Origin of the sequence: Streptomyces sp. H27-C3 (assembly GCF_030063415.1) — a bacterium.
Classification (GTDB): domain Bacteria; phylum Actinomycetota; class Actinomycetes; order Streptomycetales; family Streptomycetaceae; genus Streptomyces.
The window spans coordinates 109,581-127,153 of record NZ_JASITA010000003.1 but is presented as its reverse complement, the minus strand read 5'-3'; the positions used below and the strand labels follow the sequence as shown (position 1 = coordinate 127,153).

Below are 17,573 nucleotides of genomic sequence, written 5' to 3'. Positions count from 1 at the left end.
GTAGGTGGCCCCGCTGCGTCGGATTGTTCGCCCATTGGCCGTGCATCGCCCGTCGCCCCCCTCACAGTCCGTTCGCTCCCCAGCGCCGTGGTGGTGCGCGGCGCAGCCCCTTGGTCGGGACGATACACCAGTCCCGTCACTCAGGGACATAGGTTCTCTACTCTGCGTAACGGGCGGGGGTTTGGCTGAAAATCGGTGCGTCCGGGCGGCTTCGGAGCGTGTCCGCGGACGCCTTCGGGGTGTCCGGTCTGCGTCGCCCTCAGCCCGTGGTGAGGACGATGTTGTGCAGCGGTTCCCCGGCGGCGAACCGGGTGAGCTGGTCGGCCAGCAGGCGCTTGGCGCGGGGCGCGAACGCCGAGGTGCTGCCGCCGACATGGGGGCTGATGAGAAGTCCGGGGGCGTGCCACAGCGGGTGGCCTGCGGGGAGCGGCTCGGGGTCGGTGACGTCGAGAGCGGCGCACAGCCGGCCCGATTCCAGTTCGGCGAGGAGGGCCCGGGTGTCGACGACGGGTCCGCGTGCGACGTTCACCAGCAGCGCCCCGTCCTTCATGCGGGACAGGAAACCGGCGTCCACCAGGCCCCGGGTGTCGTCGGTGAGGGGGGTGGAAAGGATCACCACATCGGCTGTCGGGAGCAGTTCGGGCAGCTCCGCCAGTGGATGCACGGGCCCGCGCTCTGTTGTCCGGGCGGAGCGCGCGACGCGCGCCACCCGCGCACACTCGAAGGGCGTGAGCCGGTCCTCGATGGCGGCACCGATCGATCCGTAGCCGACGATCAGGACGGACTTGTCGGCGAGGGCGGGGTAGAAGCCCTCCCGCCATTCCTGCTTGTCCTGGCCGTGTACGAAGCGGGGGATGCCGCGCAGTGAGGCGAGGATCAGGGCGAGGGTGAGCTCGGCGGTACTGGCCTCGTGCACGCCCTTCGCGTTGCAGAGCCGCACGCCCGCGTGCAGGTCGCCAAGTCCCGGCAGGACGTGGTCGATCCCCGCGGAGAGGGTCTGGACGACGCGCACCTTCGTCATCGCGGCGAGAGGACGCACCGCGACCTCGGGGCCCTTCAGGTACGGGACGACGTGGAAGTCGCAGTCCGCCGGGTCGGCGGGGTAGTTCTTGTCGCCGTCCCAGAAGTGGTAGTTGAGGCCCTCGGGGAGCCCGTCGATCTCATCGGCCCGAAAAGGGAGCCATACGTCAGAAGCCATGGTCAGGAGGTTATGCGAAGAGGGCTGTGCGAAGAGCGGGGTGGCGCGGGGGTTAGCTTTGGGGAGCGGCAGAGGGAGGGGTACGGGCAGTTGGAGCGCAGGACAATCGGTGCGACAGCCCTCGAAGTGGGCGCGATCGGACTCGGATGCATGCCGATGAGCTGGGCGTACACCGGCTCGCAGCAGCGCGGGGACAGGTCGTCGCGTACCGTGCACGCCGCGCTCGACCAGGGGTCGAGCCTGCTCGACACGGCCGACATGTATGGGCCCTTCACCAATGAACTGTTGGTGGGACGGGTCCTCAAGGAGCGGCGCGCGGATGCCTTCGTGTCGACCAAGTGCGGGCTGCTCGTCGGGGACCAGCACATCGTGGCCAATGGGCGGCCCGGGTACATTCGGCGGGCCTGTGACGCCTCACTACGGCGGTTGCAGACCGATGTGATCGACCTCTACCAGTTGCACCGGCCCGATCCGGAGGTGCCGGTCGAGGAGACCTGGGGCGCGATGGCGGACCTGGTGCGGGCGGGGAAGGTGCGGGCGCTCGGGGTGTGCGCGGTGGGCGCGCGGGCCTCGCGGCGCTCCGGCGCACCGCTGCACGACGGGACGATCCGGCAGCTGCGGCGGTTGCAGCAGGTCTTTCCGGTCAGCGCGGTGGAGGCCGAGCTCTCGGTGTGGTCGCCGGACGCGCTGGCGTCGCTGCTGCCGTGGTGCGAGGCGCACGGGATCGGTTTTCTGGCCGCGATGCCGCTGGGCAACGGCTTCCTCACCGGGACGCTGAAGCCGGGTCAGGGCTTCGAGCCCGACGACGTACGCGCCCGTCATCCGCGGTTCACCGCCGAGATGATGGCGGCGAACCAGCCGGTGGTGGCGGGGCTGCGGCGGATCGCGGAGCGGCACGCGGCGACACCGGCACAGGTCGCGCTGGCGTGGGTGCTGGGCTGCGGACGGCAGGTGGTGCCCGTGCCGGGCGCCAAGCGGGAGCAGTGGGTGACGCAGAACGCGGGGGCGGCCGGGCTGCGGCTGACGGCGGAGGACTTCGCGGAGATCGCGGCGCTGCCGGCCGCGCGCGGTTCCTGGGACTGAGCGCGGGAACACGGGACGAGCCGTGCCGCGCGGGACCGGGTGGCGGCAACACCGGCGGCGCGCTGATTCGTGGCGTGGGGCTGAGCGGCGGCGAGACCGGTTCCCGGGAGTGATCGGCGGCGCCACGGGCGGGCGCCGTGGTGCGTGGGAGTGAGTAGTCGGACCGGATGATCGGGAACCTTGGGCGCGGCAGCGGTGTATGAACAGTAGAGCTGGTGCCGTCGAAGGGATCTGTACCGTGCAACGACCTGCTGTGACAGCTGTATTGACTGCCTCCGCCCTCCTGCTCGCGGCGGGCTGCTCGGACCCGCAGGAGGGGACGCCCGGCGGAGACAGGAGCTCGGCGTCCACTCCGTCGGGCAACGGGACGGCCTCGCCGTCATCCTCGCCGCCGAAGAGCGGGGCCGAGGCCGAACCACCGCCCGCGAAGGGCTCGGTGAAGGTGGCGGGCACGCTCACCGAGGGCCTCAAGTCGCCCTGGGGGCTGGCTCCGCTGCCGGAAGGCGACCTGCTGGTCTCCTCGCGCGACGAGGGCACGATCACCCGGGTGGACGGCGAGACCGGCAAGAAGACCGAGGCCGGTTCGGTCGGCGGGTCCTCACCGGCCGGTGAGGGCGGCCTGATGGGCCTGGCCGTCTCCCCCGACTTCGCCACCGACGGCATGGTCTACGCGTACTTCACCACCGCGTCCGACAACCGCATCGCCCGCATGCAGTACGACGAGAAGAAGCCGGCGGGGCAGCAGTTGGGCGCACCCGACACGATCTTCAAGGGCATCCCGAAGGGGACCATCCACAACGGTGGCCGGATCGCCTTCGGCCCGGACGGGATGCTGTACGCGGGGACCGGCGAGACGGGTGAGGACGGGCTGGCGCAGGACAAGAAGTCACTGGCCGGGAAGATCCTGCGGATGACCCCGGACGGCGACCCCGTGCACGGCAATCCGGAGGCGGACTCGGTCGTCTACTCGTACGGGCACCGCAATGTTCAGGGGCTGGCCTGGGACTCCGAGAAGCGGCTGTGGGCCGCGGAGTTCGGCCAGAACACCTGGGACGAGCTCAATCAGATCCAGCCGGGCAAGAACTACGGCTGGCCCGAGGTGGAGGGCGAGGGAAACCGGGACGGGTTCGTGGACCCGGTCGCGCAGTGGAAGACGTCCGAGGCCTCGCCGAGCGGTATCGCGTACGCCGAGGGCTCGATCTGGATGGCGGGTCTGCGGGGCGAGCGGCTGTGGCGGATTCCGCTGGCGGGAACCGAGCCGGTGGCCGACCCCGAGCCGTTCCTGGCGGGCGAGCACGGGCGGCTGCGCACGGTGGTGGCGGCGGGCGGCGACCAGCTGTGGCTGGTCACGAACGAGACGGACAGCCGGGGGACGCCGGAGCCGGAGGACGACAAGATCCTGAGGCTGGAGGTGAAGTAGGCGCAGCGCCCACCTCAGGCCCCGTGCCCCCTGCTCCTTCCCCCTTTGCCCGTTTCCGGGACGGGTTGTCTACGCTGGAGCGGAGAACCCGAGACAGGGGGCCGCATGTTCGAGGAATTCTTCGCACCGGGGCGCAAGCACACCGACGACGAACGCAACCGGCTCGCCCAGAGCCGGGTCGACCTGGGCGACAGCGACCCGGGGCGAGGCCGGATGGACCTCACCTCCGGGAAGGTCGTCATACGGCTGCCTGATCCACCCGACCCGTCCGACGATCCTGGCGATCCTGGGCCGGCACGTCAGTGAAGAGCCGCAGCCGGTGCGCCACGGCCGCCGCCTCACCGCGGCCCGCGACGCCCAGCTTGCCGAGGATGTTGGAGACGTGGACGCTCGCCGTCTTGGGTGAGATGTAGAGCTCCTCGGCGATCTGCCGGTTGCTGCGGCCCGCCGCGACCAGGCGCAGGACGTCCTGCTCGCGCGGCGTCAGCCCCAGCGAGCCCGCCGCGCCCTCGGCGGGGGCAGGGAGCACGGTGGCCGGGGTCAGGGGCAGCCGGGCACGCTGGGCGAGCAGGGCGATGCTCTCGCCGAGCGGGCGGGCGCCCAGCCGCTCGGCGACGGCGTGGGCACCCCGCAGCAGCTCCGTCGCCCGGTCGCGCGCATCGGCGTCGGGGCCGGCCGGCCCCGAGGCCGTGAGCAGGGCTTCCGCCCGGCGCAGCCGGACCCGGGCGAGGTCGTACGGACGGTCGAGCGGCTCAAGCTCGGTGACGACCTCGGCCCAGTCGTCCGGGGTGTCGCGGCCCTCGGCCCGGCGCAGCTCGGCCTGTACCCAGCGCGCGTACGCGCACCAGAGCGGCACCGGTGTGGCGAGGCGCTTGGCCCCGGCGCGGATCACCGCCAGCGCTTCGGCCCGGCCCGCTTCCGCCACTGGGAGCCCGCGGGCCTCCGCCTCGGCGACGGCGGCCTCCAGCAGCAGCGGCCAGGCGTAGCGGTGTGTGCCGAGCGGGAAACCCGCCGTGGCGCCGCGCGCCAGGGCGGCGCGGACGTCCAGGACGCGGCCGTTGGCCGCCGCGAGGCCCAGCTCGACCCGGCCCAGCGGGATGGAGTGCTGGGGCATCGGGTCGTGGCTGCCGTAGTGGCCGTTGGCGATCGCCAGCTGCTGGGCCGCCGCGGCCACATCACCGCGGGCCAGGGTCAGCTCGGCCAGCCGCCAGGCGGCGGCTCCCCGCGGCTTGCTGCTGGGGCGGGCGCGCTCGATGCGGTCGGCCTGCTCGGCCGACTCGTCCCAGCGGCCGAGCGAGAAGAGCGACTCGGCCAGATTCCCCCGGACCCAGGCCTCGCTGTCCACCAGCCCGTACTTCCGGGTGTACGTGACGCCTGCGGTGGCGGTTTCGACCGCTTCCCCGGACCGTCCCAGGGCCTCCAGATGCGAGGGGATGTTGACGTGGCAGCGGCTCACCAGCTTGGTCAGACCCAGCTCGGCGGCCCGCTCACTGACGGTATACAGCTCAGCGAGGCCGCCCTCGATGTCGCCGGCGTCGACCGTCAGGCCGGCGCGAGTGAGCCGGGCGGAGAGCTCGGTCTCCTCGACACCGACCATCCGTGCGTACTCCACGGCCTGTTCGGCGGCGGCGATGGTGTCGGGGCCGGGCTCGTGCAGCATGCCCCAGGACGCGACGTGCACCAGGACCTCCGCGTGGACGGCGGACGGCGGCAGGCCGCGTACCAGTTCCTGCGCGGTGCTGAGCTCCGCCCAGCCGTCGCCGCGCGCCAGGGTCGAGATGAGCTTCGAGCGCTGGAGCCAGAACCAGGCAGCGCGCAGGGAGTCGTCACTGCTCTCGTCGTGCAACAGCCGGACCGCCTTCTTGGCGATCTTCAGAGCCCGCTCGCGCTCCCCACCGAACCGGCCCGCGATCGTCGCCTCGGCCATCAGGTCGAGATAGCTCAGCGGGGTGTTCTCGGGGTCGCAGTCGCAGCTGGGTCCGCAGGCCGGGTAGACCTCGGCGTAGTCGATGGGGCGCAGTACGGCGCGGACCTCGTCGGGGGCGTCGTCCCACAGCTCCATCGCCCGCTCAAGCAGCCGCAGTTGCTCGGAGTAGGCGTGCCGGCGGCGGGCCTCGACGGAGGCACGGAGCACCGCGGGCAGCGCCTTGGCGGCATCGTGGGCGGCGTACCAGTAGCTGGCGAGGCGGGTGGAGCGTTCGTCGGAGCGTACGAGTGAGGGGTCGGCCTCCAGCGCCTCGGCGTAGCGCCGGTTGAGGCGGGAGCGCTCGCCGGGCAGCAGGTCGTCGCTGACGGCCTCGCGCACCAGTGAGTGCCGGAAGCGGTAGCCGTCGCCGTCCGGGGTCGCGAGCAGCAGCTTGGCGCCGACGGCGGCCCGCAGTGCCTCGATGAGGTCGTCCTCGGCGAGGCGGGCGACGGCGAGCAGCAGCGGGTACTCGACGGTGGAGCCGCCTTCGGCGACGATCCTGGCGGCCTTCTGGGCGTCATCGGGCAGTGCTTCGACCCGTACGAGCAGCAGGTCGCGCAGGGATTCGGTGAGGCCGGTGCGGCAGCCCTGGCCGGCCGCGGTGGCCAGTTCCTCGACGAAGAACGCGTTGCCGTCGGAGCGGGCGAAGACCTCGTCGACCAGGTCGGGTGCCGGTTCGGCGGCGAGGATGCCCGTCAGCTGGCGGTGCACCTCGGCGCGGTTGAAGCGGGAGAGCTCCAGGCGGCGCACGGTGCGCAGCCGGTCCAGCTCGGCGAGGAGGGGGCGCAGGGGGTGGCGGCGGTGGATGTCGTCCGCGCGGTAGGTGCCGACCACGACCAGGCGGCCCCGGCGCAGCGTACGGAAGATGTATTCGAGGAGGTGGCGGGTCGAGGCGTCGGCCCAGTGCAGGTCCTCCAGGACCAGGACGACGGGCCGGTCGGTGGCTATCCGCTCCAGCAGGCGGACCGTCAGCTCGAAGAGGCGCGTCATGCCGTCCTCGGTGTGCTGACCGCGCGTGGTCTCCCCCAGCTCGGGCAGCAGCCTGGCCAGCTCGCCCTCCTGGCCCGCGGCGGCGGTGGCGACTTCGTCGGGGAGGCGGCGGCGCAGGGCGCGCAGCGCGGTGGAGAACGGGGCGAACGGCAGCCCCTCCGCGCCGATTTCGACGCAGCCGCCCTCCGCGACGACCACGCCTTCGCGGCAGGCCGCCGAGAGGAACTCCTCGATGAGGCGGGTCTTGCCGACCCCGGCCTCACCGCCCACGAGCAGGGTCTGCGGCTCGCCCGCGGTGGCGCGGGCGAGCGCGTCGGTGAGTTGGGCCAGTTCGTCGGCTCGGCCGACGAACACCGGGCTGACGGACTTGGTATCCACATCGCTGAGCATCGCACAGAGGTCCGACAGCGCGGCCGGTGCGCCGCCCGTGACCGGCACGACGGTCAGTGGTGCGGCAGTCAGCGGTACGGCGGTCATCGCGCGGCCGTTACGCGGCGCGGGCGAAGCGGCCGCGCAGCGAACTCACCGGCCCCTCGGGGGCGTTCTCCGCCGATCGACGGCCGGCCCGGCGAGCGGCACGGCGGGCGGCGACGGCCTGCCGTACGAGGCGGGCCTGGTCGGCCCGGCGGATGAGCTCGGCCTGGTTGATCTTCTGGATCTCGTGAACGAACATCGCGTGCTCCCCGGTGAGGTTGTCGGTATCGCTCGGTGCGATGCCTCAACTCTCGTTTCCCAGGGGGGTACGGCACATCGGGAGAGTGCCGCATATGGGCAGCACGAAGGGCCTTAGGCGACGTACGTGGAGTGCGTACGTCGCCTAAGGCCCCGGAGGTTGCGGCCTTACGAACCTGCTCCGGCACCTGCTCCGGCACCCGGGGCGGCCGGGGGCGGCGTAGGCATGGAGGCGAACAGGTCGAAGTACATGCCCAGCGACAGGATGATCCCGACGACGCCGATGGCGACGCCGGCCCAGGCGACGGAGCGGATCCAGCCGGCCTGCTTGCTGATGCCGGGGGTGCCGAAGGCGGGGCGGATCAGGACCACGATGCCGACGACGAGGGCGAGCAGCGCGAAGCCGCCGTTGACGAGGGCGGTGGTGTGCCAGGCGTTGCCGTAGACCGCGGCGATCTGGTCGGCGGGGCTGCTGGTCTGGGTGGTGGTGAGCTGGCCCATGAGGGTCTCGCGCTCGGCGGCGAGGCGGCTGGTCCAGGTCCCGGTGAGGGCGGAGAGACCGAGGGCGGCCGAGACCACGGCGGCGGCGCCGGCCGCGACGCCGGAGGAGACGCGCGGCGCCACTTCCTCGTCGTCGTCCGCGATGTCGTCATCTTCGGCGTCCTCGACGGTGACGGCGCTGCCGTCCTTCTCCGCGGCCCTTTCGGCCTTCGCTACTTCCTCGGCCTCTTCGGCAGCTGCTTCGTCGGCGGCGACTACGTCGACCGGGGCGAGTTCGTCTGTGGGGGAGGCTGCTTCATCGGTCTTGGACTTGGCGGTGGCTGTCATACACCGCACGCTAGGCGCCGATTCTGAGAGCTGTCTTAACGCTGCTCGCGTCGCCCCTGTCGCTCCCGCCACTGCGGGGCGAGGACCGACCAGACCTCCATGTCGTGACGTACGCCACGGTACGCGTAGCTCTCGCGCAGTACGCCGTCACGGGTCATCCCCAGCCGCTGCGCCACGTTGACGCTGGCGGTGTTCGCGGAGGACACCACCCACTCGACGCGGTGCATGCCGCGCTCCTCCACCGCCCAGTCGATCAGTACCTGTGCGGCGCGCGTGACCAGGCCGTGCCCCACGGCGGAAGGCTCCAGCCAGCAGCCCGCCTCGCAGTTCCCGCCCGCCGCGTCGAAGGTCCGGAACAGGACACCGCCGACGAGCTTTCCGTCGAGCCGGATGCCGTGGATCCGGCCGGCGTCCGCGGCCTGTTTGTCGGCGTACGACTGGAGGTAGGCGCGCGCCGATCCGAGGTCCGTGACGGCGTCGGGCAGCCCGACGTACTGGCCGACGTACTCGCGGCCGCGGTCCATGTGGGCGAGGAACTCTCCGGCCTGCCACGGCTCCAAGGGCCCCAGCCGGGCGCCGTCGCCCAGGGATGTCGCGAACATCGTTGTCCTCCACTCTTGATGGCCACTACTGATGACCACGGCTCATGGCCTGCTGATGGCTCGTGCGCCCGGTGCGTCAGTGCACGAGCTGATCGGTCCGGTCCGCCTCGCGCGCGCGGGGCGCGGAAATCGTCGCACGGCGGCAGTCCGGCGGCTCAATGCTTATCCGCGGCAGGATCCGGTCGAGCCACTTGGGCAGCCACCAGTTCGCCCCGCCGAGCATGTGCATCAGGGCGGGCACCAGGAGCGTGCGCAGCACGAAGGCGTCCAGGGCGACGGCCGCCGCGAGTGCGATGCCGAACATCGCGATGACCCGGTCGCCGCTCAGCACGAAGGCGAGGAAGACCGCGATCATGATGACGGCGGCGGAGTTGATCACGCGGCCGGTCTCGGCCAGGCCGACGCGCACCGACCGCCGGTTGTCGCCGGTCTCCAGCCACTCCTCGTACATTCGGCTGACCAGGAACACCTGGTAGTCCATCGAAAGGCCGAAGAGCACCGAGACCATGATCACCGGCAGGAAGGGCTCGATCGGGCCCGCGCTGCCGAGCCCCAGCAGCTCGCTCCCCCATCCCCACTGGAAGACCGCCACGACGATCCCGAAGGAGGAGGCCACGGCGAGCACATTCATCAGGGCGGCCTTGAGCGGGATGCCGATGCTGCGGAAGGCGACCAGCAGCAGGGCGCAGCCGAGCGCGATGACGACGCCGACGAAGAGCGGCAGCTTGCCGATGATGATCTCGGCGAAGTCGTCGTAGCTCGCCGTCACCCCGCCGACGTACACCTGGAGCGAAGTGCCCTGCTCGGCCTGCGGCAGGACGTCGTCGCGGAGCCGGTCGACCAGGTCACTGGTGTGCTGGGACTGCGGCGACGAGTCCGGTACGACGGTCAGCAGGGCCGTGTCGCCGCCGCTGTTGTACGTGACCGGGCTCGCGGATGCGACGCCCTCGGTGCCCCGCAGGGTGGCCCGGAGGGTGTCCATGGCTGCCCGGTCGGCGGCGCCGTCCACCTGGGCGACGAGGGTCAGCGGGCCGTTGCCGCCGGGCCCGAAGCCGTCGGCGAGCAGGTCGTAGGCGCTGCGGGTCGTCGAGGATGCCGGGTTGTTGCCCTGGTCGGAGGTGCCCAGGTGCAGCGAGAGGGTGGGCAGCGCGAGGACCAGCATCACGACGGCGGCGACCGCGCCGAGCAGCTTGGGGTGACGCTCGACGAACCCGGACCAGCGGGCGGCGAACCCGGTGGGCGGTTCGGGCTGCGGGCCGTGCTCGGCGAGCTGCCTGCGTTCGCGGCGGCTGAGGGCCTTCGTGCCGATCAGGGACAGCAGCGCGGGCAGCAGGGTGACGGCCGCGGCGACAGTGAGGACCACGGTGAGCGAGGCGGCTATCGCGACGCCGTTGAGGAAGCTCAGGCGCAGGATCAACATGCCCAGCAGGGCGATGCAGACGGTGGCGCCGGCGAAGACAACGGCGCGTCCGGTGGTCGCTACGGCGTTCGCGGCGGCCTCGGCGACGGTCAGGCCGCGGCGCAGCCCTCTGCGGTGCCTGGTGACGATGAACAGGGCGTAGTCGATGCCGACGCCGAGGCCGACCAGCATGCCGAGCATCGGCGCGAAGTCGGCGACCGTCATGACGTGACCGAGCAGCACGATGCCCGCGTACGCCGTTCCGACGCTGACCAGTGCGGTGGCGATGGGCAGCAGGCTGGCGGCGAACGAGCCGAAGGCGAGGAAGAGGACGACGGCCGCGACGACGATCCCGACGACCTCACTGAGGTGCGCACTGCCCGCTTCGGTGAGGGCGACGGCGCTGCCGCCGAGCTCGACCTGGAGCTTGTTGTCCGCCGCGTCCTTCGCGGTGTCCACGAGCGCCTGGGCCTGCGCCTTCGGGATCTCGTCGGCCTGCGCGTCGAAGGTGACGGTCGCGTAGGCGGTGTGCCCATCGGCGCTGACCTGTCCCGCGCCCCCGGGCCCGTACGGGCCGGTGACGCTCGCGATGCCGGGGAGGTCCGCGATGGTGTCCAGGGCGTCCGTCATCCGCTGCTCGACGCCTGCGGCGCGGACGGTGATGTTGCTGTCGGTGTGCCACACGACGGTGTTGCTGTCGCCGCCGCTGCCGGGGAAGCCCGCGTCGAGGAGGGCGGTGGCCCGGCCCGACTCGGTGCCGGGGACGTCGTAGTCGTTGGAGTACGCGGAGCCGGCGAGGGCCGCGGCCGTGGAGACTCCGCCGAGGGCGAGCAACCAGAGCAGAACTGCGACGAGACGGTGCCTGATGCACCACCGGGCGATAGCTGCCAACGGACTTGCTCCCTGGGTGGTTCGTGGATCTTTACCGGGAACAGCCCGCAAAGAACGCTTGACCTACGCCCCGCCACTCTGGCAGCCAAACGTGATCATTTGTCCCTTTCGTGCGCTTACTCACAGGGGCGTGCGTCCCCTCACAGGGGGCGCATGGGAGCCAGGATCACGCTTCCCGGCTCCCCGCGCACTACCTCGCGCCGCGCTCCCCCCGAGGCTGCGCCCCCTGTCCGCGGAACGCTACGGACGGGCGGAACGCCGCGGACGGGCGGCCTCAGCCGGAGACGCTCGCGCGCCCGTTCTCGATGTGCCCCATCAGGCGCCTGCGGAAGCCGCCGTCGCCCGCGGCGGTGAGCTCCAGGTCGTACCAGCCGTGCGCGTCGTCGGCGTCGTGCACGACGGTGCGGTTGCGGCCCGGCCTCACCACGATCCGGCGCGGCCGGTCGTGACGGCCGTTCTCGTCGGCGTACGCGAGGGTGCGCAGCTCGAAGGTGAGCGCGGTCCGGCCCCGGTTGACGAGGGTGAGGTGCAGTTCGCGGTCGCGTACCCCGATGTACGAGGAGACCTCGGCGCGGCCCGTCTTCGAGCCGGCGAACTCTCGGCGGAAGCCGTTCGGGCCGGTGATCGTGAAGCGGTAGGCGTCCCCGGTAAGGGGCACCCGCCATTGCGCCTCGCTCCTTACGTCCCGGTGCTGCGGAACGGCGAACTCTCCGGCGTACGGATAGAGCGCGAAGTGCGCGCTCGCGCGCCCCCGGTTACTGAGTGCGACCTTGAAGACGGCGTCGTGCACCCTGCCGTCCGCATCCGGCTGGTACGGCAGCGGGCGCGCGGGCCGCGTCCCCTCCTCCTGCACGGGCATGCGCTGCTCCAGCGGCGGCGCGGGACGCCAGCGCCCGGTGAACGGCGGGATCGCGCCCGGCTGCTCAACATCGGGCAGCGAGCGGCCGCGCCTGAAGTCGAAGGCCGAGGTCAGGTCGCCGGTGACCGTGCGCCGCCAAGGCGTGATGTTGGGCTCGCGCACCCCCGTCCACTGCTCCAGGAAGCGGATCACCGAGGTGTGGTCGAAGACCTCGGAGCAGACATAGCCGCCGACCGTCCACGGCGAGACGACCAGCATCGGGACCCGGATGCCGAGCCCCGTCGGCTTCCCCTGCCAGCGCTCGTCGGTGTTGTCCGCGGGCGGGACGGGCGGCGGTACGTGATCGAAGAACCCGTCGTTCTCGTCGTAGTTGATGAGCACGACGGTGTGCCGCCACACATCGGGGTGCGAACCGAGCGCGTCCAGGACCTTGTAGACCAGCGAGGCGCTGGCGATCGGCGACGAGGCGCCGGGGTGCTCGGAGTCGACCGCCGACGGCACCAGGTAGGACACCTCGGGCAGCCGGTCCGCCGCCACATCGGCCCGGAAGCGGTCCGCGAGACCACCGGTCTCGACGCGCCGCAGCCCACGCTCGAACAGCGAGCGCTCCTTCTTCGTCAGGGTGGCGACCCCCTCCTCCAGCGCCGCGAGCAGCCGCTCGCGCTCCGTGGCGTCGGCGGCCTCGCGGACCTTCGCGTAGAAGGCCTCCATGAACGTGAAGTCGCCGGCCTTCGTGAGCGCCTTGCGGGCGATCTTCTTGAAGGTCGTGAAGAACTCGATGTTGTTGTCGGTGAAGTTCTCCCACTCCGCGTACGTCTGCCAGCTGTGACCGGCCTTCTCCAGCCGCTCCGCGTACGTCGGCCACGCGTAGCCGGGGTGGGTGCCCTCGGCGTACGCGGCGTTGGTCACGGCCCGGCTGCCGTCGGCCTCGAAGCCGGTCCAGCCGCTCCACAGATGGTTGCGGTTCGGGCTCGTCGACGTATGGATCGAGGAGTGGTAGGCGTCGCAGATGGTGAAGGTGTCCGCGAGCTCGTAGTGCAGCGGCAGGTCCCGGCGGTCGTAGTGGGCCATGGTGGCGGCGGTCTTGGCCGACACCCAGCCGTCCATCCACCCCTCGTTCCAGGCCTTGGCGCCGCCGCCCCACGAGTGGTCCAGGTCGCCGATGTACTGGAGGTCCTTCTTCTGTGCGTCGGCCGCGTCCCGCACCGGGAAGGGCAGCACGGTACGCAGCGGCCCCGGCTGTTCGAAGACCGGCTTGCCCGAGGGCAGTTCGACGGCGTTGCGGTCGCCGAATCCGCGCACGCCTCGCAGGGTCCCGAAGTAGTGGTCGAAGGACCGGTTCTCCTGCATCAGGACGACTACGTGCTTGACGGTCCGCAGGCCGCCGGACGAGGGCTGCGCCGCGAGCGCGGTCTGCAGCGACGGCGGCAGCAGCGACCCCGCGGCCGCCGCCCCGAGTGCGCCCCCGCCGAGCGCGAACAGTCGCCGCCGTGAAAGGTCAGTGTCCAAGTGGTCCTCCCGAGTCCGGTGTTACCGATTTCTCATTACCTGTTACGGCCGGGACGGTAGTCACCTTCGGTGACAGAGGGAAGACGCGTGCACGGCGCACCGATGAACGTCCAAGAGTTGATGCGGAGAGTCCACGACACCGACACCGACACCGACACGGGCATACGGGACCGGTCCGGGGTGCCGCCCGTGCCGCGTACGGCCGGGGAAACGCGCGAGGGCGGTACCCCGGCCGCAGCCGCAGTACCGCCCTCGCGCGAGGGGAGCCGTGGGCTCAGCCCTCGACGCCCGGATTCTCTGTCATTCCTTCGGGGCAAGCCGCTCAAGAATCAGCTCACGCACGCGTGCCGCGTCCGCCTGGCCCCGGGTGGTCTTCATGACCGCGCCGACGAGCGCGCCCGCCGCCGCGACCTTGCCGCTGCGAATCTTGTCCGCGATTCCCGCGTTGGCCGCGATGGCCTCGTCGACGGCCGTGCCGAGCGCACCCTCGTCCGAGACGACCTTGAGGCCGCGCTTCTCGACGACCTCGTCGGGACCGCCCTCGCCCGCGAGGACACCCTCGAAGACCTGGCGAGCCAGCTTGTCGTTGAGCGAGCCCTCCTTGACCAGGGCGCTGACGCGCGCGACCTGGGCCGGGGTGACGGGCAGCGATCCGAGGTCGCGGCCCGACTCGTTGGCGTTACGGGCCAGCTCGCCCATCCACCACTTGCGGGCCGAAGCCGCGTCCGCGCCCTCGGCGATCGTCGCGACGATCGGGTCGATGGCGCCGGCGTTGAGCATCGACTGCATGTCGTGCTCGGAGACGGTCCACTCCTCGCGCAGCCGCTTGCGGCGCAGCCGCGGCAGCTCGGGAAGGCCCTGCCGGAGCTCCTCGACCCAGTCACGGGCCGGGGCGACGGGGACCAGGTCGGGCTCCGGGAAGTACCGGTAGTCCTCGGCGTTGTCCTTGATGCGGCCGGCCGTGGTGGAGCCGTCCTCCTCGTGGAAGTGCCGGGTCTCCTGGACGATCGTGCCGCCCGCGTTGAGAACGGCGGCGTGCCGCATGATCTCGTAACGCGCCGCCCGCTCCACGCTGCGCAGCGAGTTGACGTTCTTCGTCTCCGAGCGCGTACCGAACAGCTCGCGGCCGTGTGGACGCAGCGACAGGTTCACGTCGCAGCGCATCTGGCCCTGCTCCATGCGGGCCTCGGAGACGTCGAGCGCCTTGATGAGCTCACGCAGTTCGGCGACGTACGCCTTGGCGACCTCGGGTGCTCGCGCCCCCGCGCCCTCGATCGGCTTGGTGACGATCTCGATGAGCGGGATGCCGGCCCGGTTGTAGTCGAGCAGGGAGTGCGACGCGCCGTGGATTCGGCCGGTGGCGCCGCCGACGTGCAGCGACTTCCCGGTGTCCTCCTCCATATGGGCGCGCTCGATCTGCACCCGGAAGATCTCGCCGTCCTCCAGTTGGACGTCCAGATAGCCGTTGAAGGCGATCGGCTCGTCGTACTGGGAGGTCTGGAAGTTCTTCGGCATGTCCGGATAGAAGTAGTTCTTCCGGGCGAAGCGGCACCATTCGGCGATCTCGCAGTTCAGCGCGAGGCCGATCTTGATGGCCGACTCGATGCCGATCTCATTGACAACCGGCAGCGCTCCGGGCAGACCGAGACAGGTCGGACAGGTCTGCGAGTTGGCGGGCGCGCCCAGCTCCGTGGAGCAGCCGCAGAACATCTTGGTCTTGGTGCCGAGTTCGACATGGACCTCCAGGCCCATGACGGGGTCGTAGGTCGCGAGGGCGTCCTCGTACGACACCAGTTCAGTGACGGTCACGGTGAAACTTTCCCTCTCAGCCCAGCAGGACGTCGTCGTCGCCGAGCTTCTTCAGCTCTCGGTAGAGCAGAGTGAGGCCCGTGACGATGGCGGCGGCGGAGACAGCGGCGTCGACGAGACGGAGCGTGTCATTGTCCTTGCGGGCCATACGGGCCTGCTTGACGACGCTGATCGCGCCGAAGGCGGTGGAGCCGATCGACAGGTACGTAGCGGCCTTGGAATTCTTGAATCCCTTGGCCTTGATGGGCATGGGGCTCACAGCGACGGTGCCTCCTCAAGCAGCGGGTGCCCCCACTTTTCCACGAAGGCCGCCTCGACGGCAGCTCCGACCTTGTAAAGCCGGTCGTCCTTCATGGCGGGGGCGATGATCTGCAGTCCGACCGGCAGGCCGTCCTCGGGCGCCAGGCCGCAGGGCAGCGACATGGCGGCATTGCCCGCCAGGTTGGTCGGGATGGTGCACAGGTCGGCGAGGTACATCGCCATCGGGTCGTCGGCGCGCTCACCGATCGGGAAGGCGGTGGTGGGCGTGGTCGGTGAAACGATCACGTCGACCCGCTCGAAGGCCTTCTCGAAGTCCTGCGTGATGAGCGTACGGACCTTCTGGGCGCTGCCGTAGTACGCGTCGTAGTAGCCGGAGCTCAGCGCGTACGTGCCCAGGATGATCCGGCGCTTGACCTCGTCGCCGAAGCCGGCCTCGCGGGTGAGCGCGGTGACGTCCTCGGCGGACTTCGTGCCGTCGTCGCCGACCCGCAGGCCGTAGCGCATGGCGTCGAAGCGGGCCAGGTTCGACGAGGCCTCGGACGGCGCGATCAGGTAGTACGCCGACAGCGCCAGGTCGAAGGACGGGCAGTCCAGCTCGACGATCTCCGCGCCCAGCTTCGTCAGCAGCTCCACGGACTCGTCGAAGCGCTGCAGGACGCCGGCCTGGTAGCCGTCGCCGCGGAACTGCTTGACGACGCCTACGCGCATGCCCTGGACCGACCCGTTGCGGGCGGCCTCGACGACCGGCGGGACCGGGGCGTCGATGGAGGTCGAGTCGAGCGGGTCGTGCCCGGCGATGACCTCGTGCAGGAGCGCGGTGTCCAGGACCGTACGGGCGCAGGGCCCGCCCTGGTCGAGGGAGGACGAGAAGGCGACCATGCCGTAGCGGGAGACGCCGCCGTAGGTGGGCTTGACGCCGACGGTGCCGGTGACGGCCGCGGGCTGGCGGATGGAGCCGCCCGTGTCCGTGCCGATGGCCAAGGGAGCCTGGTACGAGGCGAGCGCTGCGGACGAGCCGCCGCCGGATCCGCCGGGGATCCTGGTGAGGTCCCAGGGGTTGCCGGTCGGGCCGTACGCGCTGTTCTCGGTGGAGGACCCCATGGCGAACTCGTCCATGTTGGTCTTGCCCAGGATGACGACGTCGGCGGCCTTGAGGCGCTTGGTGAGCGTCGCGTCGTAGGGCGGGATCCAGCCTTCGAGGATCTTCGATCCGACGGTGGTCGGGATGCCCTGGGTGGTGAAGATGTCCTTGAGCGCGAGCGGGACACCGGCCAGCGGGCCGAGCTTCTCGCCCCTGGCGCGCTTCTCGTCGACGGCGCGGGCCTGCGCCAGCGCGCCGTTACGGTCGACGTGCAGGAAGGCGTGCACCTTCTCGTCGACCGCTTCGATACGGGCCAGATGGGCCTCGGTGACCTCGACTGCCGTGAGCTCGCCGGAAGCGATCTTCGCGGCGGTGTCGGCCGCGGTGAGCTTGATGATGTCCGTCATGGTGATTAGTCCTCCCCCAGGATCTGCGGCACCTTGAAACGCTGCTGCTCCTGGGCCGGGGCGCCGGAGAGGGCCTGCTCCGGGGTGAGCGACGGACGGACCTCGTCCGCGCGCATGACGTTCGTCAGCGGCAGCGGGTGGGAGGTCGGTGGAACGTCTTGGTCGGCGACCTCGGAGACGCGGGCGACCGCGCCGATGATGTCGTCGAGCTGACCGGCGAAGTGATCGAGCTCTTCGCCCTTCAGTTCCAGACGCGCCAGCCGGGCGAGGTGGGCGACCTCCTCGCGCGTGATGCCAGGCATGCAGCGATCCTCAGGGGTGAGTGTGTGGGTTTTCGCCCAATCCTATGGGGCGCTGTCCAATGTCCATACACGGATGAGCCGCCGCACCCCGATCATGCCCGGCTCCGCCCCGGCAAGTCCGCCGACGCAGGGCCGCGGACGCACTCCACCGGGGCCGCTCGGCGCACTGCGACCGGGCCGGCTCGCCTCCCTCCCCCGCGGCTGGGGGACCCGCTCCCAGGCGGCCGATCGACGCGCTTCGGCGTGGCCGCTCGACGCCCTCGACCCGGGCCGCGCGATGCGCTCCCCGGCGGCTG

General features: G+C 71.2%; 14 protein-coding genes. 3 read left to right on the top strand and 11 right to left on the bottom strand.

Going from position 1 to position 17,573, the window contains the following annotated elements; genetic code table 11:
* Positions 1 to 259 precede the first annotated feature (259 nt).
* Positions 260 to 1,198 (bottom strand): 2-hydroxyacid dehydrogenase, encoded by a 939-nt coding sequence (locus QMK30_RS03890; protein WP_283515709.1) that lies wholly within the window; start codon positions 1,196 to 1,198, stop codon positions 260 to 262.
* A gap of 90 nt (positions 1,199 to 1,288) precedes the next feature.
* On the opposite strand from QMK30_RS03890, the gene QMK30_RS03885 reads away from it, so the two are divergent.
* From QMK30_RS03885 to QMK30_RS03875, 3 genes are all read left to right on the top strand, one after another.
* Positions 1,289 to 2,281: an aldo/keto reductase gene (locus QMK30_RS03885; RefSeq protein WP_283515708.1), complete on the top strand. Its 993-nt coding sequence runs from the start codon at positions 1,289 to 1,291 to the stop codon at positions 2,279 to 2,281.
* A gap of 199 nt (positions 2,282 to 2,480) precedes the next feature.
* Complete coding sequence (locus QMK30_RS03880; protein WP_283515707.1) at positions 2,481 to 3,701, top strand: PQQ-dependent sugar dehydrogenase; 1,221 nt, start codon at positions 2,481 to 2,483, stop codon at positions 3,699 to 3,701.
* Between the two features lie 105 nt (positions 3,702 to 3,806).
* Positions 3,807 to 4,007 carry a DUF6191 domain-containing protein gene (locus tag QMK30_RS03875; RefSeq protein ID WP_283515706.1) on the top strand — a complete coding sequence of 67 codons (201 nt, stop codon included), beginning with the start codon at positions 3,807 to 3,809 and terminating at the stop codon, positions 4,005 to 4,007.
* Here the strand turns inward: QMK30_RS03875 and QMK30_RS03870 are convergent.
* The 10 genes from QMK30_RS03870 to gatC form a co-directional block, all read right to left on the bottom strand.
* On the bottom strand, positions 3,940 to 7,134 hold the full coding sequence (locus QMK30_RS03870) for a helix-turn-helix transcriptional regulator (RefSeq protein WP_502963057.1): 3,195 nt from the start codon (positions 7,132 to 7,134) through the stop codon (positions 3,940 to 3,942). The two genes, QMK30_RS03875 and QMK30_RS03870, sit on opposite strands and share 68 nt — an antisense overlap.
* A gap of 10 nt (positions 7,135 to 7,144) precedes the next feature.
* Entirely contained in the window at positions 7,145 to 7,330 is a 186-nt protein-coding gene (locus QMK30_RS03865; RefSeq protein WP_283515705.1) for a hypothetical protein, read from the bottom strand.
* A 167-nt stretch (positions 7,331 to 7,497) separates the two neighbouring features.
* A complete protein-coding gene (locus QMK30_RS03860) occupies positions 7,498 to 8,157 on the bottom strand; it encodes a hypothetical protein (RefSeq protein ID WP_283515704.1) in 660 nt (219 codons plus the stop codon).
* Positions 8,158 to 8,192: 35 nt separating this feature from the next.
* Complete coding sequence (locus QMK30_RS03855) at positions 8,193 to 8,759, bottom strand: GNAT family N-acetyltransferase (RefSeq protein ID WP_283515703.1); 567 nt, start codon at positions 8,757 to 8,759, stop codon at positions 8,193 to 8,195.
* A gap of 76 nt (positions 8,760 to 8,835) precedes the next feature.
* Positions 8,836 to 11,049 carry an MMPL family transporter gene (locus tag QMK30_RS03850; RefSeq protein ID WP_283515702.1) on the bottom strand — a complete coding sequence of 738 codons (2,214 nt, stop codon included), beginning with the start codon at positions 11,047 to 11,049 and terminating at the stop codon, positions 8,836 to 8,838.
* Positions 11,050 to 11,323: 274 nt separating this feature from the next.
* On the bottom strand, positions 11,324 to 13,417 hold the full coding sequence (locus QMK30_RS03845) for a phosphocholine-specific phospholipase C (RefSeq protein WP_283515701.1): 2,094 nt from the start codon (positions 13,415 to 13,417) through the stop codon (positions 11,324 to 11,326).
* Between the two features lie 300 nt (positions 13,418 to 13,717).
* Complete coding sequence (gene gatB / locus QMK30_RS03840) at positions 13,718 to 15,226, bottom strand: Asp-tRNA(Asn)/Glu-tRNA(Gln) amidotransferase subunit GatB (RefSeq protein ID WP_283515699.1); 1,509 nt, start codon at positions 15,224 to 15,226, stop codon at positions 13,718 to 13,720.
* A 16-nt stretch (positions 15,227 to 15,242) separates the two neighbouring features.
* Entirely contained in the window at positions 15,243 to 15,476 is a 234-nt protein-coding gene (locus QMK30_RS03835) for a hypothetical protein (RefSeq protein ID WP_283515874.1), read from the bottom strand.
* Between the two features lie 5 nt (positions 15,477 to 15,481).
* Positions 15,482 to 16,975, bottom strand: coding sequence for an Asp-tRNA(Asn)/Glu-tRNA(Gln) amidotransferase subunit GatA (gene gatA / locus QMK30_RS03830; RefSeq protein WP_283515698.1), 1,494 nt, complete (start codon positions 16,973 to 16,975; stop codon positions 15,482 to 15,484).
* Positions 16,976 to 16,980: 5 nt separating this feature from the next.
* Positions 16,981 to 17,277 carry an Asp-tRNA(Asn)/Glu-tRNA(Gln) amidotransferase subunit GatC gene (gene gatC / locus QMK30_RS03825; RefSeq protein WP_015036350.1) on the bottom strand — a complete coding sequence of 99 codons (297 nt, stop codon included), beginning with the start codon at positions 17,275 to 17,277 and terminating at the stop codon, positions 16,981 to 16,983.
* Positions 17,278 to 17,573 lie beyond the last annotated feature (296 nt).

Coding starts and splice junctions, on each gene's coding strand:
- gatC (WP_015036350.1), bottom strand. CDS start 17,277: ATGCCTGGCATCACGCGCGAGGAGGTCGCCCACCTCGCCCGGCTGGCG.
- QMK30_RS03835 (WP_283515874.1), bottom strand. CDS start 15,476: ATGCCCATCAAGGCCAAGGGATTCAAGAATTCCAAGGCCGCTACGTAC.
- QMK30_RS03875 (WP_283515706.1), top strand. CDS start 3,807: ATGTTCGAGGAATTCTTCGCACCGGGGCGCAAGCACACCGACGACGAA.
- QMK30_RS03880 (WP_283515707.1), top strand. CDS start 2,481: ATGAACAGTAGAGCTGGTGCCGTCGAAGGGATCTGTACCGTGCAACGA.
- QMK30_RS03865 (WP_283515705.1), bottom strand. CDS start 7,330: ATGTTCGTTCACGAGATCCAGAAGATCAACCAGGCCGAGCTCATCCGC.
- QMK30_RS03855 (WP_283515703.1), bottom strand. CDS start 8,759: ATGTTCGCGACATCCCTGGGCGACGGCGCCCGGCTGGGGCCCTTGGAG.
- QMK30_RS03890 (WP_283515709.1), bottom strand. CDS start 1,198: ATGGCTTCTGACGTATGGCTCCCTTTTCGGGCCGATGAGATCGACGGG.
- gatA (WP_283515698.1), bottom strand. CDS start 16,975: ATGACGGACATCATCAAGCTCACCGCGGCCGACACCGCCGCGAAGATC.
- QMK30_RS03870 (WP_502963057.1), bottom strand. CDS start 7,134: ATGACCGCCGTACCGCTGACTGCCGCACCACTGACCGTCGTGCCGGTC.
- QMK30_RS03860 (WP_283515704.1), bottom strand. CDS start 8,157: ATGACAGCCACCGCCAAGTCCAAGACCGATGAAGCAGCCTCCCCCACA.